Source organism: Methyloligella sp. GL2, from assembly GCF_013341275.1.
GTDB lineage: Bacteria > Pseudomonadota > Alphaproteobacteria > Rhizobiales > Methyloligellaceae > Methyloligella.
The window spans coordinates 1,883,555-1,898,937 of the sequence record NZ_CP054476.1 but is presented as its reverse complement, the minus strand read 5'-3'; the positions used below and the strand labels follow the sequence as shown (position 1 = coordinate 1,898,937).

The 15,383-nt window shown below is 64.0% G+C and carries 14 protein-coding genes and 4 tRNA genes; 12 read left to right on the top strand and 6 right to left on the bottom strand.

Going from position 1 to position 15,383, the window contains the following annotated elements; translation table 11 throughout:
- The first annotated feature begins 33 nt into the window (after nucleotides 1-33).
- The 6 genes from HT051_RS08990 to gltS all read left to right on the top strand — a co-directional run bounded on the left by HT051_RS08990 (nucleotide 34) and on the right by gltS (nucleotide 7,106).
- Nucleotides 34-1,266, top strand: a complete 1,233-nt coding sequence (locus HT051_RS08990) for an LL-diaminopimelate aminotransferase (protein WP_174541717.1) — start codon at nucleotides 34-36, stop codon at nucleotides 1,264-1,266.
- A 9-nt stretch (nucleotides 1,267-1,275) separates the two neighbouring features.
- On the top strand, nucleotides 1,276-2,598 hold the full coding sequence (locus tag HT051_RS08985) for a homoserine dehydrogenase (protein WP_174541716.1): 1,323 nt from the start codon (nucleotides 1,276-1,278) through the stop codon (nucleotides 2,596-2,598).
- Nucleotides 2,599-2,656: 58 nt separating this feature from the next.
- Nucleotides 2,657-3,670: a class II fructose-bisphosphatase gene (glpX, locus tag HT051_RS08980; protein ID WP_246810035.1), complete on the top strand. Its 1,014-nt coding sequence runs from the start codon at nucleotides 2,657-2,659 to the stop codon at nucleotides 3,668-3,670.
- Between the two features lie 63 nt (nucleotides 3,671-3,733).
- Nucleotides 3,734-5,551, top strand: a complete 1,818-nt coding sequence (recJ, locus tag HT051_RS08975; protein WP_174541715.1) for a single-stranded-DNA-specific exonuclease RecJ — start codon at nucleotides 3,734-3,736, stop codon at nucleotides 5,549-5,551.
- 129 nt (nucleotides 5,552-5,680) lie between these two features.
- Nucleotides 5,681-5,755, top strand: a tRNA-Glu gene (locus tag HT051_RS08970).
- Between the two features lie 181 nt (nucleotides 5,756-5,936).
- Nucleotides 5,937-7,106, top strand: a complete 1,170-nt coding sequence (gene gltS, locus HT051_RS08965; protein WP_246810034.1) for a sodium/glutamate symporter — start codon at nucleotides 5,937-5,939, stop codon at nucleotides 7,104-7,106.
- A 33-nt stretch (nucleotides 7,107-7,139) separates the two neighbouring features.
- Here the strand turns inward: gltS and HT051_RS08960 are convergent, their stop codons facing one another.
- The gene (locus HT051_RS08960) at nucleotides 7,140-7,559 is read right to left on the bottom strand and encodes a VOC family protein (RefSeq protein WP_174541713.1); all 420 of its coding nucleotides are present in this window, start codon (nucleotides 7,557-7,559) and stop codon (nucleotides 7,140-7,142) included.
- Nucleotides 7,560-8,035: 476 nt separating this feature from the next.
- Here HT051_RS08960 and HT051_RS08955 point away from each other — a divergent pair, with 476 nt between their 5' ends.
- The 5 genes from HT051_RS08955 to HT051_RS08935 all read left to right on the top strand — a co-directional run bounded on the left by HT051_RS08955 (nucleotide 8,036) and on the right by HT051_RS08935 (nucleotide 9,795).
- The gene (locus HT051_RS08955) at nucleotides 8,036-8,608 is read left to right on the top strand and encodes a cold-shock protein (protein WP_174541712.1); all 573 of its coding nucleotides are present in this window, start codon (nucleotides 8,036-8,038) and stop codon (nucleotides 8,606-8,608) included.
- An 11-nt stretch (nucleotides 8,609-8,619) separates the two neighbouring features.
- Entirely contained in the window at nucleotides 8,620-9,129 is a 510-nt protein-coding gene (locus tag HT051_RS08950; protein ID WP_246810033.1) for a DUF192 domain-containing protein, read from the top strand.
- A 142-nt stretch (nucleotides 9,130-9,271) separates the two neighbouring features.
- Nucleotides 9,272-9,348 (top strand) — tRNA-Pro (locus tag HT051_RS08945).
- A 24-nt stretch (nucleotides 9,349-9,372) separates the two neighbouring features.
- Nucleotides 9,373-9,678, top strand: coding sequence for an ETC complex I subunit (locus HT051_RS08940; protein ID WP_174541711.1), 306 nt, complete (start codon nucleotides 9,373-9,375; stop codon nucleotides 9,676-9,678).
- A 40-nt stretch (nucleotides 9,679-9,718) separates the two neighbouring features.
- Nucleotides 9,719-9,795 (top strand) — tRNA-Arg (locus HT051_RS08935).
- Between the two features lie 32 nt (nucleotides 9,796-9,827).
- On the opposite strand, the gene HT051_RS08930 is transcribed toward HT051_RS08935, so the two are convergent.
- From HT051_RS08930 to HT051_RS08910, 5 genes are all read right to left on the bottom strand, one after another.
- On the bottom strand, nucleotides 9,828-10,826 hold the full coding sequence (locus HT051_RS08930; protein ID WP_174541710.1) for a hypothetical protein: 999 nt from the start codon (nucleotides 10,824-10,826) through the stop codon (nucleotides 9,828-9,830).
- A 173-nt stretch (nucleotides 10,827-10,999) separates the two neighbouring features.
- On the bottom strand, nucleotides 11,000-11,785 hold the full coding sequence (locus tag HT051_RS08925) for an SDR family NAD(P)-dependent oxidoreductase (protein ID WP_174541709.1): 786 nt from the start codon (nucleotides 11,783-11,785) through the stop codon (nucleotides 11,000-11,002).
- 122 nt (nucleotides 11,786-11,907) lie between these two features.
- On the bottom strand, nucleotides 11,908-13,086 hold the full coding sequence (gene metC, locus HT051_RS08920; RefSeq protein ID WP_174541708.1) for a cystathionine beta-lyase: 1,179 nt from the start codon (nucleotides 13,084-13,086) through the stop codon (nucleotides 11,908-11,910).
- Nucleotides 13,087-13,965 carry a 3-mercaptopyruvate sulfurtransferase gene (gene sseA, locus HT051_RS08915; RefSeq protein ID WP_174541707.1) on the bottom strand — a complete coding sequence of 293 codons (879 nt, stop codon included), beginning with the start codon at nucleotides 13,963-13,965 and terminating at the stop codon, nucleotides 13,087-13,089.
- A gap of 11 nt (nucleotides 13,966-13,976) precedes the next feature.
- Nucleotides 13,977-15,011 (bottom strand): cysteine synthase A, encoded by a 1,035-nt coding sequence (locus tag HT051_RS08910; protein ID WP_174541706.1) that lies wholly within the window; start codon nucleotides 15,009-15,011, stop codon nucleotides 13,977-13,979.
- A gap of 227 nt (nucleotides 15,012-15,238) precedes the next feature.
- Between HT051_RS08910 and HT051_RS08905 the strand changes: the two genes are divergently transcribed.
- A tRNA-Leu gene (locus HT051_RS08905) sits at nucleotides 15,239-15,323 on the top strand.
- Nucleotides 15,324-15,383 lie beyond the last annotated feature (60 nt).

Below are 15,383 nucleotides of genomic sequence, written 5' to 3'. Positions count from 1 at the left end.
TGATGATGCTTAAGCAGCGTCAGGGACAAACCGATGACAACCGATTTCCATAGGATCAAGCGGCTTCCGCCTTACGTCTTCGAGCAGGTCAACAAGCTCAAGGCCCAGGCCCGCGCCAATGGCGAGGACATCATCGATTTCGGCATGGGCAATCCGGACATGCCGACCCCGACCCACATCGTCGAGAAGATGGTGGAGACGGTGCGCAACCCGCGCACCAACCGCTACTCCGCCTCCAAGGGAATTCAGGGCCTGCGCAAGGCCCAGGCCGCCTATTACGAGCGCCGCTTCGGGGTGAAGCTGAACCCCGACACCCAGATCGTCGCCAGCCTCGGCTCCAAGGAAGGCTTCGCCAATATGGCGCAGGCCATCACCGCGCCAGGCGACGTGATCCTTGTGCCCAACCCGACCTATCCGATCCACGAGTTCGGCTTCATCATGTCGGGCGGCGTGATCCGGCATCTGCCGGCCTCCACCGATTCCGCCTTCATGACCTCGCTAGACCGGGCCATGCGCCATTCGGTGCCCAAGCCCTCGGCCCTGGTGCTGAACTATCCGTCCAACCCGACCGCGCTGGTCGCCGATCTCGATTTCTACAAGGAGATCGTGGCCTATGCGAAGAAGCACGAGCTGATCGTGCTCTCCGACTTGGCCTATGCGGAGATCTATTTCGAAGGCGATCCGCCACCCTCGATCCTCCAGGTGCCCGGCGCCATGGATATTGCGGTGGAGTTCTCCAGCCTGTCGAAGACCTATTCCATGCCGGGCTGGCGCATGGGCTTTGCCGTCGGCAACGAACGGCTGATCCAGGCGCTCACCCGGGTGAAATCCTACCTCGATTACGGCGCCTTCACGCCGATCCAGGTGGCCGCCACCGCCGCGCTCAACGGGCCGCAGGACTGCGTCGACGAGATCCGGCAGGTCTATAAGAGCCGCCGCGACTGCCTCGTCGATTCCATCGGCCGGGCCGGGTGGGAAATCCCGTCTCCGCCGGCAACCATGTTCGCCTGGGCGCCGATCCCGGAGATGTTCGCTCATCTCGGCTCGCTGGAATTCGCCAAGCTGCTGCTGGAGAAGGCCGGTGTCGCGGTCTCGCCGGGTGTCGGTTTCGGCGAATATGGCGAGGGCTACGTGCGCATCGCGCTGGTCGAGAACGAGCAGCGCATTCGTCAGGCTGCGCGCAACATTCGGAAATTGCTTTCCGACTCGGCGCAGTCGCTGCATAACGTCGTCCCCATGACTTCCACCGCTAACCGCGCACGCTAGCCGCTTCTTATGTCCGATACGCTGAAATTGGGCCTTGCCGGCCTTGGCACGGTCGGCTGCGGCGTGCTTCGCCTGCTTGCCGCCCATAAAGACCTGCTCGCCGAGCGCGCCGGCCGGCCGATCTCCGTCGTCGCCGTCACCGCCCGCGACAAGACCAAGCCCCGCGATGCCGATATGTCCGGCCTGCGCTGGGTCGACGATCCGGTTGCGCTTGCCGCCGATCCCGAGATCGACGTCTTCGTCGAGCTGATGGGCGGCGAGAACGGCACGCCGAAAGAGGCGGTCGAAGCGGCCCTGATCGCCGGCAAGCATGTCGTCACTGCCAATAAGGCGCTGCTCGCCCATCACGGCACCGCGCTTTCAAGACTCGCCGAAGAGCATGGCCGGGCGCTGAATTACGAGGCCGCCATCGCCGGCGGCATCCCCGTGGTCAAGGTGATGCGCGAAAGCCTGCAGGGCAATCGCGTCTCCCGCGTCTACGGCATCCTCAACGGCACCTGCAATTACATCCTCACCTTGATGCAGGAGGAGGGCGCCACCTTCGAGGACGCGCTGAAGGATGCCCAGCTCAAGGGTTATGCCGAGGCCGATCCCACCTTCGATATCGGCGGCTTCGACAGCGCCCATAAGCTTGCTCTGCTGACCAGCCTGGCTTTCGGCGTGGAGACCGCCTTCGACCAGATCTATGTCGAGGGGATCGAGCGCATCACCCCGGCCGATATCGAGGCCGCCGACACGCTCGGCTACCGCCTCAAGCTGCTCGGCGTGGCTGTCGCCACCGAAAGCGGCATCGAGCAGCGCGTGCATCCGGCCATGGTCGCCAAGCACACTCCGATCGCCGAGAATTACGGACCGCAAAACTGCGTCATGGTGGAGGGCGACTTCATCGAAGGCGTCATGCTGAGCGGCCCCGGCGCCGGTGCCGGCCCCACCGCATCCTCCGTGGTCGGCGATCTGGTGGATATCGCCCGCGGCCAGATCCTGCCCCCGCTCGCAGTGCCGACCTCGGCCCTAGCGCCGTTCAAGAAGGCCGAGATGGGCAGCCATGAGGGCAGCTACTACCTGCGCCTGACGGTGTTCGACCGTATCGGCGTCATCGCCGCCATCGCTACCCGCATGGCCGAACAGCATATTTCGCTGGAAAGCATCGTCCAGCACCGCAACAAGACCGAGATTCCGGGGATTGAGGAGGAAGAGACCTCCGGCCCCATCGACGTTGTCATGATCACCCACGAGACCAATGAGGCGGCGGTCAACGCGGCCCTGACGGATATCGAAAAGGACGGTCACATCGTGACCAAACCGCAGATGATCCGTATCGAAGGGTTATAATCCCCGTATAAGAAAAAAGAATCGGGCCGATAACAAGGATCGTTGGGAGGATCCGCCAATGCTGCCGAGTGCCAACATGGCCGAGTCCTGGGCCACCGTGAATCTCGACATCGGAAGCGTGACCGAGGCGGCGGCCGTTGCGGCCGCACGCTGGCGCGGCCGGGGCGACGAAGCCGCCGCCGACAAGGCCGCCGTGCTCGCCGCCTATGCCGCCCTGCAGCGCCTGCCGGCCAAGGGCGGGATCGTTATCGGCGAGGGTGAAGAAGGGGAGAGCCCCCAACTTTTCACCGGCCAGGAGGTCGGCACTGACGACAACGGCAATTCGGAGATCGATATTGCCGTCGATGCCCTGGAAGGCACCACCGTCTGCGCCAAGGCGCTGCCCAACGCCATGTCGGTGATGGCCGTCGCCAAGCGCGGCCATCTGCTCAAGGTCCCGTCCGTCTATATGGACAAGATCGCCGTCGGCCCCGGTTACGAGCCGGGCGTGGTCGATCTCGACGCCACCCCGAAGGAGAATCTGGAACGTATCGCCGAGGCGAAAGGCGTGCCCGTCTCCGGCGTCACCGCCTGCATTCTCGACCGTCCCCGCCACGCCAAGCTGGTCGCAGAGGTGCGCGAGACCGGCGCCGCGATCCGCCTGATCGGCGATGGCGACATTGCCGGCGTGATCCACACCACCGCCGCCCGCGCCACCGGCATCGATGTCTATATGGGGGTGGGCGGCGCCCATGAGGGCGTGCTGGCCGCCGCCGCACTCGCCTGTATCGGCGGGCAGATGCAGGGGCGCCTGTGCATCACCAGCGACGAGCAGCGCGAGAAGGCCGCCGCCGCCGAGATCACCGATCTGAAGCGCAAATACGAGCTTTCCGACATGGCCTCCGGCGATGTCAGCTTCGCCGCCACCGGCATCACCTCCGGCAGCTTCATCGAAGGGGTGCGCTTCACCTCCAAGACCGTCACCACCCACACCGTGGTGATGCGCGCGCTGAACCACACCATCCGCTGGATCCGCACCGAACGTCTGGACGCGGAAGGCTCCGAAGCCGGAAATCCGGGCCGAATCGGCTAAAATCGGCGTTTGCCCCGGCAACGGGGTGTTAAAATCACACGTCAGACGAAAGGGACGGGGGCCGTGACGGCACTTCCACGCGCCAGCGAGACAGCCGACGAAGCAGAGCCGCTGCTCGGCGTCGCGCGCTCGGTGCTGGGCAAGCGCTGGGTGGAGCGACTCGGCCCGGAGCGCGAATACCTGGCGCTCGCCGTCGCCCAGCAAGGCGGCGTGCCGGAGATCTTGGGCCGGGTGCTGGCCGCCCGCGGCACCGAGCCGGCCATGGTCGCCGATTTCCTCAACCCCACCTTGCGTGCGCTGCTGCCCGATCCCTCCTCGCTACAGGATATGGACAAGGCGGCAAGCCGCTTCGCCGATGCCATCCTCGCCCGCGAGCCGATGGCGGTTTTCGGCGATTACGACGTCGACGGCGCCGCCTCGCTGGCGCTGGTCGAGCGATTCTTGCGCCATCACGGCCAAAGCGCGAGCGCCTATATTCCCGACCGGCTGACCGAAGGCTATGGCCCGTCGCCTGGGGCCATGCGCGGCTTGGCCGAGGAGGGCGCCTCGCTGATCCTCACCGTCGATTGCGGCATCAGCAGCCATGCGGCCGTCGAAGCGGCAAATGCCGCCGGCGCCGAAGTGCTTGTGCTGGATCATCACCAGGCCGGCGAGGAGCTGCCGGACGCCTATGCCGTGGTGAACCCGAACCGCGAGGACGATCTTTCCGGCCAAGGCCATCTCGCCGCCGCCGGTGTGGTGTTCCTGTTCCTCGTCGCAACGCTGCGCCAGCTCCGCGCCCGCGGTGCCTATAAGGACTTGGCCGAACCCGATCTCCTGTCCTTCCTCGATCTGGTCGGCCTGGCCACGGTCTGCGATGTGGTGCCGCTGAAAGGCGTCAACCGCGCCTTCGTTACCCAGGGCCTCAAGATCATGCAGCAGCGGAAGACGCCGGGCCTGCGCGCGTTGGCCGATGTCGCCCGCCTGGAAGCCGCGCCCAGCTCCTATACGCTCGGCTTCGTGTTCGGCCCGCGCATCAATGCCGGCGGCCGCACCGGCTTCTCCGGCCTCGGCGCCAAGCTGCTTTGCACCGACGATGATGTCGAGGCGCGCGGCCTCGCCGACCGGCTGGAAGCCCTCAACACCGAGCGCAAGGCTATCGAGGACCGCATGCTGGAAGAGGCCGCCCAGCTCGCCGAGATGGCGGTGGCCGAGACGCCCGACACCGCCTGCCTGGTGCTGGGGGCCGCGGATTGGCACAAGGGCCTGCTCGGCCTGGTGGCGAGCCGCATCACCGAACGCTTCGAGCGGCCGACCCTGGTTATCGCCTGGAGCGCCGACGGGGAGGGCACCGGCTCCGCCCGCTCCATTCCCGGCATCGATCTTGGCCGCGCCATCCGCGATCTGGTCGACAGCGAGGTGCTGACCAAGGGCGGCGGCCATGCCATGGCGGCGGGCTTCAGCTTAAGCCAAGAAAAGCTGGAGGCGTTGCACGCCGCTCTGAACCAGAGCTTCGCCGAAAGCTATGCCGCCGCAATGGAGCGTCGCCGGCTTTCTCTCGACGGCACGTTGAGCGCATCGGGCGCGACGCCGGAGCTCTTAGACCTGCTCGACCGGGCAGGACCTTATGGCCCGGGCCAGCCGAAACCGCGATTCGCCTTCGCCGCCCACAGAATCACCCGGCTTCGCGTCGTCGGCAGCGGCCATGTCCGGGTCAGCCTTGCCGCACCCGACGGCAGCCGGCTGGAGGCCTGCGCCTTCCGCGCCGCCGAGACGCCGCTCGGCGAGCTATTGCTTGCATCGCAAGGAAAACCGCTGCATTTCGCCGGCAGCCTCCGCCTTAATCGCTGGCAGGGCCGGGAGACGGTGGAGCTTTCCATCGAGGACGCAGCGGCCCTTTAAAGCGCCGCCGCGTAAAATTGACCGGCTCTAAAGCCGTCTGCCATCTTGCGGCCCGCGCTCAAGGATTCTATATGAGGCGCCTTGATGTGCTCCGGGCGCTTTGCCCGCCGGGCCATACGCGTACGGTACGCCCCCTTCGTCTAACGGTTAGGACGCCAGGTTTTCAACCTGGAAACAGGGGTTCGATTCCCCTAGGGGGTACCACGCGCCTCACGCCGATCTCTCCGTAAGCTTTGCCTCTGCGCTGGCCAAATCCCCGCCATCGGTCATGATGGCATGACACGAGTCGGACGTTGCCGGGACGGCGGCATGCCGAATGCGCAAGCCTCATGGCAAGCGGGCACAGCTCATGACCGAGACGACCCAAATCGGCGCTTTCCTCGCCTTGACCATCGGCTTCGTCGTCTTCTTCGTCGGCCAATATCTGACGCAACGGATCCCGTTCCTGCGCAGCTACAATATTCCTGAGCCAGTCAGCGGGGGGATCGCGATCGCCCTGATCACCTGGGCGCTTCACACTCTGTTCTCCCGTGAAGTGGTCTTCGATCTGAGCGCCAGGGATGTGCTGCTGGTCTACTTCTTCACCACCGTTGGCCTGAACGCCCGGCTCTCGGACTTGGCGCGCGGCGGACGTCCGCTCGTCCTGCTGCTGGTGCTGACCGTCGTCTTCATGCTGCTTCAGGAAACGGTCGGCCTCCTCGGAGCCGCACTCTGGGGCTTGCCGGCCCAAGCCGGCATCCTGTTGGGAACCGCCTCCCTGATCGGCGGCCATGGCACCGCAATCGCATGGGGACCGACGGTCGCCGACAGATTCGGTGTAACCGGCGCCTCGGAGCTTGGCGTCGCGATGGCAACCATGGGCCTCATCGCCGCGAGCTTTCTAGGCGGCCCGATCGCCAAATATCTCGTCGAAAAGGACGCGCTGAAGCCCGACCCCAAGGACGAAGCGGCCTTTATCGTCACCGCAGAGCAGCCACGCAGCGATCACTTCGACTATGTCGATGTCATTCGCTCGCTGCTGGTCGTCCACGTCGCCATCATTATCGGCTTTGCCGCCTCGGACCTGCTGGACGAAGCCGGCCTCATGCTGCCGCTCTTCGTTCCCTGCCTGCTGGCCGGAATACTCATCACCAATCTCGGCACCGCGCTTCTGCCGAAGCTCAACTGGCCTTGCCGCACGCCAGCCTTGGCCTTGGTCTCCGATTTCAGCCTGTCGGTCTTTCTGGCGATGTCGCTTATGAGTCTCCAGCTTTGGACTCTCGGCGACTCCATCGGCGTCCTGCTGACGACCACAGCGCTGCAAGTCGCCGTGACCGCCGCATTTGTCCTCTTGATCTTCTACCGGGTCATGGGGGCGGATTATTTCGCGGCGGTGCTGTCGGCCGGCTTCGCAGGGTTCACCCTCGGCGCCACGCCGACAGCAATCGCCAATATGAGCGCAGTGACCAAGCATTATGGTCCCAGTCCGCTCGCTTTCATCGTCTTGCCGCTTGTCTCGGCCTTCTTCGTGGACCTGATGAACGCCGTCATCATCCAGCTGTTCTTGTCCTTCTGAACGGCCCCAGACCTCGAGACAACGGCTCCGCGCCTACCACTCTCCAGTGTTCTCCATCGACTTCCAGGGCTCCTGCGGCGGCAGCGGCTTGCCCTTCTGCAACAGCTCGATGGAGATCTCGTCGGGGGAGCGGATAAACGCCATATAGCCGTCCCGCGGCGGCCGGTTGATGGTCACCCCGGCATCCATCAGCTTCTGGCAGGTCTCGTAGATATTCTCGACCTCATAGGCGAGATGGCCGAAATTGCGCCCCCCGGAATACGTCTCCGGATCCCAGTTATAGGTCAGCTCCACCTGGGCACCCTCGTCCCCCGGCGCGGCCAGATAGATCAGCGTGAAGCGGCCTTTCTCGCTCTCCATACGGCGGACCTCTTTCAGCCCCAGCTTGTTGCAGTAGAAGTCCATCGACTGGTCCACATCGGACACCCGCACCATGGTGTGCAGATATTTCATTGGCCGTTCCTCCAATCTCTCAATTCAAACGATACGCGCGTCCGCGACTGGGGCGCTCGGTAAGCACAATGCCGTGACGTCGGCACGAAGCTCCGACGATCGCGCCGGGCGTTTTCCCCGATATTGTTGCACAACATCCACAACCGCCTTAGGGCCGCGGCGCGCCTCACCGTAACCGAAATTTTATCTGGTTACAGAAGCGCTTGCATCCTTCCCCGCAAAACCGTCTCACAGCCGCACCGAAGCTTGGCGCGATCCTTGCGAAACCGGCGATAGTGCTTGCCGATCATGCGGTTAAAGCGAAACGCTCTGCGCCTCGTGGAACTCGCCGAGATTTTGTGGAGAAGCAAGGGTTTCCGGGAACTTTCCACTGGCCAGGCACCGCCTCGATGCTATGTTCGCTGAAGGCAATCTGGTCGATTCGTTTGGGCGTCGAAGGGCCGGAAGTTGCAAGTGTAAAGCGGGGGAGTGCGGCAATGGGGGCGAAAGAATCGCCACATCTGGAGGATCAAACCCGAGGTGAAGAGGACGCCACCCTCGAGGTCATTGAAGTCTCCGGATCGATCAAGTGGTTTGATGCATCCAAGGGCTACGGGTTTATCGTCCCAGACGAGAGTTTGCCCGACGTGCTGCTGCACGTAAGCTGCCTCAGAAAAGACAATTACCAGACTGCTTATGAAGGCACCCGCGTCGTCTGCGAAGCGGCGCGGCGCGACAAGGGCCTACAGGCCTTGCGCATCATCTCGATGGATGACTCCACCGCGGTGCATCCGTCGCAATTGCCGGACCGGACCCACGTCTCGGTGGTGCCGGAAAGCGATTGGGAAAGGGCCGTCGTAAAGTGGTTCAACCGCCAACGGGGATTCGGGTTTCTGACTCGCGGTCCTCAGACCTCGGACATCTTCGTGCATATGGAGACGCTGCGGCGCTTCGGCTTCGCCGAGCTTCGCCCGGGGCAGGTGGTTCTGGTTCGTTACGGCAACGGGCCCAAGGGGCTCTCAGCCGCCGAGCTGCGCCCCGAGGGCGTGGCCGGTCCATCCTCTCACTGAGCCTTTCACAGGTGAACGGCATCGGGCCGCGGCGCTTCGCGTTCGCGGCGCCGCGCCTGGCACAGCTCGCCGTCCTGGTGCTTCTTGGCCTCGGTCTTTTATGGCCGGCGCAAGGCTTCGCCATGGACAACGGCACGCTGGTGCTGAACACCGCGACCGGCGCCTACCGTTTTAATGTCGAGGTCGCCGTCACGCCGGAAGAGCGCGCCAAGGGGCTGATGTTCCGCCAGGCGCTCGCCGACGATGCCGGCATGCTGTTCCTCTATGACGAATCCCAGCCGATCCAGATGTGGATGAAGAACACCTATATCCCGCTGGACATGGTGTTCATCGGCGCCGATTGGCGGGTGAACCGTGTGCATGAGCGGGCCAAGCCGTTCTCGCTGACGCCGATCCCCTCCGACGGTCCGGTCATTGGGATTGTCGAGCTCGCCGCCGGCACCATTCGCAAAACCGGCATAAAAAAGGGCGATAAGGTGGACTATACGCCGCTTCAGCCAGGAAGCGCCGCCATTCGCTAGCCGGAGCGCCGCCCGCCGGATAAGCTTCGCTTAAGCCAGTTTGGGTATTAAGCCTCTTGGCCAATCTTGCCGTGGGCCGGCGAAGCTTGTATCTGCTTTTCGCGGGGCTGCGGAATGTGCATTTTGCGCAATTGCGGTCGATCGGGGCATGGCGCAGTCTGGTAGCGCACCTGCTTTGGGAGCAGGGGGTCGCAAGTTCGAATCTTGCTGCCCCGACCATCGCCGCAAGAGAATGGGGAAATCATGGTCGCTCGGATTCACAAACCCGCCAAGAACGCCATGCAGTCGGGGCGTGCCGGCACCAACGAATGGGTGCTGGAGTTCGAGCCCGAGACGCCCAACGTCATCGAGCCGCTGATGGGCTGGACCTCGTCCTACGATACCAAGCGCCAGATCCGCATGCGCTTCGACACCAAGGAAGAGGCCATCGCCTACGCCACGCGCCACGGCATCGCCTTCCGGCTGGAAGAGCCGGGTGTGAGCAAGATCCGCCCCAAATCCTATGCGGAGAATTTCAAATACGGCCGGCCCGACCGCTGGACCCATTAAGCGCCCCGCCGGCGGGACGAAGCTGGCGGGCAAACACACCGGTCCCGTAGCTCAACCGGATAGAGCACCTGCCTTCTAAGCAGGGGGTTGCAGGTTCGAGTCCTGCCGGGATCGCCATTTCCTGAATATGGATGCGTTTCGCCAGGCACCTACGCCCAAAGCGTGGTGCCAGCGACGATGACATTGCCGGCCACATAAGCCAGCAGCAGCCAGAAAACCCAGCGCCGGTCGGTGCGGGTGATGGCGTCCTGATAGCTGACATCCTCGCCCTTCCAGGAGGTCGCGACGATGCGGGTCAGCGCCAGGATGATGAACAGGTAAGCCAGCAGATAGATCTTATCGAGCATCATCAGATAATCGACATCCGGCAGCGACGAGGTCGAGGAGAGCTGCAGCGCCACGAGGGTGAGGAGGGCGGTGATGCCGAGGCCGATGCGCCCCTCCACATAGAGCGGCCGCACGAAGAAGACGAGCGAGGCGCAGACGATGATCAGGGCGATGGGCACGAAGGCCTTGATCGACATCGCCACCACGGGGCGCGTCACCGGCACGGAGAGGACGACGCGGGAATAGGGCTCCGCATCGGCCACGGAAAGATCGCCGAAATTGGTCGGATAGGTCTTGGTGGTGACCTGCATGACCGGCTTGCCCACGGTGAAGCCGGGCAGGGTGATCACCGGATCGATGGCAATGGGGCTTTCCCCATCCGGTACATAGATCAGGCTGTCGGCACCGGAGAGCGTGTCCTCCATGATCACCGTCATGCCTTGGGTGTCGAAGGGATATTTCTCCAGGTGGAATTTGGTGGAGAAGCGCCCCTCATAGCGCAGGATCGAATAGAGGCTGCCGTCGGGCATGCGCTCCGGCGCGTCCATCAGCTCCTGCCGCAGATTGTCGTCCGAGGCATAGCGGTTCATGAACTCCATGGTCTTGGAGGGGTCGAGTTCGGGCGAGCGCCAGCGGAACCAGACATAGAGATCAAGGGTGTAATTGTTGGTCTTGAAGTCGAGCTGCTGGATATCGTTGATATAGGCGCCGACGATCACCTTCTCCGGCCCGTCAGGCGCGGGCGATTCGGCGATCGCCTGGGCCACCGCATAGGGAATGTCTGCTTTGCGCGCCTCGGCCGGCACGGTGAACGCCGCCAACAGCCCCGCGAAAAGCAGGCAAACCAAGACACCCGGCTGCAACAATGCCCGAGCGTGCGTTGCGGTGATGGTCTTGATGAGATGCAAGACGGCTGCCCCCCAAATCGCCACCTCATAGCATTATTCGGGGGGCTACGCCTGTCCGTTTGCGACAGGTCTGGACGAAGGCAGAGCTAGACGATGCTGCGGAGCAGCCCGCCTTCGACCCGGACCGGGGCGCCGGTCGTGGCGGAGGCCGCCTCGCTGCACAAATAGACCACCATATTGGCGACCTCTTCCGGCTCGGCGAAGCGCTGGATGATGGAGGTCGGGCGGCCTTGCTTGATGAAGTCGGCCTCCACGGCGCTGGTATCGCCGTCGCCGCCCATCTCTTTCAGGAAGTCGACCACGCCCTCGGAGCGGGTCGGACCCGGCAGCACGGCGTTCACGGTGACGCCCGATCCGGGAAAGCTCTCGGCAAAGCCGCGGGTCAGCGCCAGCTGCGCCGTCTTGGTCACGCCGTAATGCACCATCTCCGCCGGGATGTTCTGTCCGGATTCGGAGGAGATGAAGATCACCCGGCCCCAGCCCTTATTCAGCATGGCCGGGAGCAGGGCACGGGTGAGGCGGATGCCGCTCATCACATTGACGTCGAAGAAGCGCTGCCAGTCCGCGTCGGTAATCTCCAGAACCGGCTTCGGCTCGAAGATACCGGCATTGTTGACCAGGATATCGACATCGCCGAGCGCGGCGACGACCTTATCGACGCCTTCCGCCGTGCCGAGATCCCCAGCGACCCCGGAGACCTTGCCGCCGGTCTCGTCTTTCAGCTTCGCCACCGCCGCATCGACCTTGTCTTGGCGGCGGCCGTTGATCACCACATCGGCGCCTTCCTCGGCAAGCCCCTTGGCGATGGCATAGCCGATGCCTTGCGTGGAGCCGGAGACGAATGCGCGCTTATCGTTGAGCTTGAAATCCATTGATGCACCTTCCTTTCCCGCCCCGCATATCTGCGCGCAGACGCAAGATTTGAAGGGGGCGTGCCAGTAGGGCGCAGGTGTTCAACGGCAGGTGTTCAACAGGTCGTGGCGGGAGCGCCGTATTACGCCTCGGCGGCGCGGGCAAAACCGGCTTCGAGATCGGCCTTCAGGTCGTCGATATCCTCCAGCCCGGCATGAATGCGCAAGGCCGGCCCGGCCGCATCCCATGGCGTCACGCTGCGGTAGCTGGTCGGATTGAAGGGCAGGATCAGACTCTCGAACCCGCCCCAGCTATAGCCCATGCCGAACAGCTCCATATCGTCCACCATGGCTGCCAGCGCCGCTTTCGACATCGGGTTCAGCACCACCGAGAACAGACCCGAGGCGCCGGTGAAGTCCCGTCGCCAAAGTTCGTGCCCCGGGCAGGAGGGAAAGGCCGGGTGCAGCACCCGCTCCACCTCCGGCCGGGCGGCGAACCATTCGGCCAGGGCGATGGCCGAGGCCTGATGGCGCTCCAGACGAACCCCCATGGTGCGCATGCCGCGCAAACCGAGATAAACGTCTTCCGGTCCGGGACACATGCCGCTCGCATCGTGAATTGCGGCGAGTCGCTCTACCGGGTCGTCGCCTTTGGCGATCACCGCGCCCAGCATCGCATCGGCATGGCCGACGATATATTTCGTCGCCGCATGCACCGAGATATCGACGCCATGCTCGAACGGCTTGAAGAACAGCGGCGTCGCCCAGGTGTTGTCCATGGCGACCAGCGCGCCGGCCTTGTGCGCCGCCTCGGCGATGGCCGGAATGTCCTGAATTTCGAAGGTCTGCGAGCCCGGCGATTCGGTGAACACCAGCTTGGTGTTCGGCCGCAGCAGCTCGGCGATATCGGCGCCGATCGTCGGGTCGTAATAGGTGGTCTCAACGCCCAGCCGCTTCAGCACATCGTTGCAGTAGCGCCGGGTCGGCTTGTAGATGCTGTCGGTGACCAAGAGATGGTCGCCTTCTTCGACGAAGGCGAGCAGCACCGCCGCGATCGCCGAAAGCCCCGACGAACTCAGAAAGCAGGCATCGCCGCCTTCCAGATCCGCCAACGCCTCCTGCATCTCCTTGACCGTCGGCGTGCATTGCCGCCCATAGGAGAATTCCTGATCGTCGGCGAGGAGCGAATCGAGCGTCGGAAAGATCACCGTCGAGCCGCGATAGGCCGGCGCATTGACGAAGCCGCGATAGAGCTCAGGATCCCGGCCCAAATGGCCGAGCTTGGTGAACGGCTTCTTGCCGGCAGCGGAGCGCTTACTCATCTAGCGGCTCTCGCCCGTTTCGATGGGAAGATCGGCATTGCCGCCCCACTCGGTCCACGACCCGTCATAAACCGCCGTGCGGCGATTGCCGATCAAGGCCAGCGCCAAGGCAAGCACGCTGGCGCTGACCCCCGAGCCGCAGCTCGTCACCACGGGCTTGGCCACATCGATGCCGGCCGCTTTGAACACCGCCTGGATCTCGTCCGGCGATTTCAGCGTGCCGTCCTCGTTGAGCAGCGTCTTGTAGGGAAGGTTGCGCGAGCCCGGGATATGGCCCGAGCGCAAGCCTTCGCGCGGCTCCGGCGCGCTGCCGGCGAAACGCTCCGGCGAACGCGCATCGACGATCTGCGCCGAGCCGTCCTTGACGATGCCGAGCACGTCGGAGGCATCGCGCACCAGCTCCGCATGGCGCCGTGCGGTGAAGTGGCGGGCGGTGCGCACCGGCGGCGGGCCGTCCTCCAGGGGGCGCCCCTCGGCTTTCCATTTCGGCAAGCCGCCATTCAGCACGAAGACGTCTTCCACGCCCATCACCCGAAAGGTCCACCACACCCGGGCGGCGCCGAACAGCGCGCCCGAATCGTAGACCACCACCCGGGCGCCGTCGCCGATACCCATGGCCCGCATGCGGGAAGAGAATTTCTCCGGCGAGGGCAGCATATGGGGTAGGGGGCTGTTGCTGTCGGCGATCTCGTCGATATCGAAGAACACCGCGCCGGGAATATGCTCGGCGAGATACTCCTGATAGGCGTCGCGCTCCTCGGCCGGCATATGCCAGGAGGCGTCCACGACCACGAGATCGGGCGCTTCGAGTTCGCGCGCCAGCTCGTCGGTCTCCATCAGCCAGGTGGTCGACAAGGCGCCTTTGGAGAGAGTGTCCATAACGATCCTATTCAAACAAAGACTGAAGGTACGGGCTCAGGTGCCGCATCGAGCCACGGCGGAACCGGAAGCCCTTTCTCCTTCAGGAAGGTGGGGTTGAACAGCCGGCTTTGGTACCGGGAGCCGTAATCGGCAAGGATGGTGACGATCGTATGACCGGGCCCCATCTCCTTGGCCAGGCGAATGGCGCCGGCGACATTGACGCCGGACGAGCCGCCCAGGCACAGCCCCTCATGCTGCAGAAGGTCGAACAGCACCGGCAGCGCTTCGGCATCGGGGATCTGGAACGCCGTATCCACCTCGGCACCTTCCAGATTGGCGGTGATGCGCCCCTGGCCGATGCCTTCGGTGATCGAGCTTCCTTCCGATTTCAGCTCGCCATGCTTGTAATAATTGTACAGCGCCGCCCCCATGGGATCGGCGAGCCCGACCGTGACCTCCGGATTCTTAGCCTTCAGCCCCATGGAGATGCCGGCCAGCGTGCCGCCGGTGCCGACCGCGCAGATGAACCCGTCCACCTTGCCGTCGGTCTGCTCGAAAATCTCTACCGCCGTGGTCTCGATATGGCCCTGGCGGTTGGCGGTGTTGTCGAATTGATTCGCCCAGATCGCGCCGTGGGGCTCGGTGGCGGCCAGCGCTTCGGCCAGGCGGCCGGAATATTTCACGTAGTTGTTGGGGTCCTTGTAGGGAACCGCCGGTACCTCAATCAGCTCCGCGCCGGAAAGGCGCAGCATGTCCTTCTTCTCGTCGGACTGGGTCTCAGGGATAACGATCACCGTCTTCAGCCCCAGCGCATTGCCGACCAGGGAAAGCCCGATACCGGTATTGCCGGCCGTGCCTTCCACCACGGTGCCGCCGGGCTGCAAGGTGCCCTTGTCCAGCGCATCGCGGATGATGAACAGGGCGGCCCGGTCTTTCACCGATTGGCCAGGGTTCATGAACTCGGCCTTGCCGAGAATGGTGCATCCGGTCTCCTCGGATGCGCGTTTCAGCTTGATCAGCGGGGTATTGCCGATCGCCTCGATAATCCCGTCTCGATAATCCACGTGGCGTCTTCCGGCTTGCAAGGTGGGTGCGGCAACCTACTTTAGCGGTAAGCCTGTCCGCAAGGAGAGCTAAGCGCTCTAACCGGAATCCACAATAGAGGCCGGCGCCGATGCGAGCAGGGTGCGCTGTCGCGCCCCGCTAGGTTGAGACCAGAACGCCGCTTCTCCCACTAGCGGCGGGCTTCAACCCTATGATATAGCGCGCGTGACTTAAGCCAATCCGTCTTGCGGGCGTGGTGAAATTGGTAGACACGCCAGATTTAGGTTCTGGTGGCTTCGGCCGTGGGGGTTCAAGTCCCTCCGCCCGCACCAACCCGTAAAGGCACGACCTTGCCAATGCCGGCCGAGGCCATCGAGCCGGCCGCACTCATA

What these genes read in the sequence shown, in the direction of transcription:
- HT051_RS08955 (WP_174541712.1), top strand. Translation starts at nt 8,036, where the DNA reads ATGGGGGCGAAAGAATCGCCACATCTGGAGGATCAAACCCGAGGTGAA.
- metC (WP_174541708.1), bottom strand. Translation starts at nt 13,086, where the DNA reads ATGAGTAAGCGCTCCGCTGCCGGCAAGAAGCCGTTCACCAAGCTCGGC.
- HT051_RS08960 (WP_174541713.1), bottom strand. Translation starts at nt 7,559, where the DNA reads ATGAAATATCTGCACACCATGGTGCGGGTGTCCGATGTGGACCAGTCG.
- glpX (WP_246810035.1), top strand. Translation starts at nt 2,657, where the DNA reads ATGCTGCCGAGTGCCAACATGGCCGAGTCCTGGGCCACCGTGAATCTC.
- HT051_RS08925 (WP_174541709.1), bottom strand. Translation starts at nt 11,785, where the DNA reads ATGGATTTCAAGCTCAACGATAAGCGCGCATTCGTCTCCGGCTCCACG.
- HT051_RS08985 (WP_174541716.1), top strand. Translation starts at nt 1,276, where the DNA reads ATGTCCGATACGCTGAAATTGGGCCTTGCCGGCCTTGGCACGGTCGGC.
- HT051_RS08940 (WP_174541711.1), top strand. Translation starts at nt 9,373, where the DNA reads ATGGTCGCTCGGATTCACAAACCCGCCAAGAACGCCATGCAGTCGGGG.
- HT051_RS08990 (WP_174541717.1), top strand. Translation starts at nt 34, where the DNA reads ATGACAACCGATTTCCATAGGATCAAGCGGCTTCCGCCTTACGTCTTC.
- sseA (WP_174541707.1), bottom strand. Translation starts at nt 13,965, where the DNA reads ATGGACACTCTCTCCAAAGGCGCCTTGTCGACCACCTGGCTGATGGAG.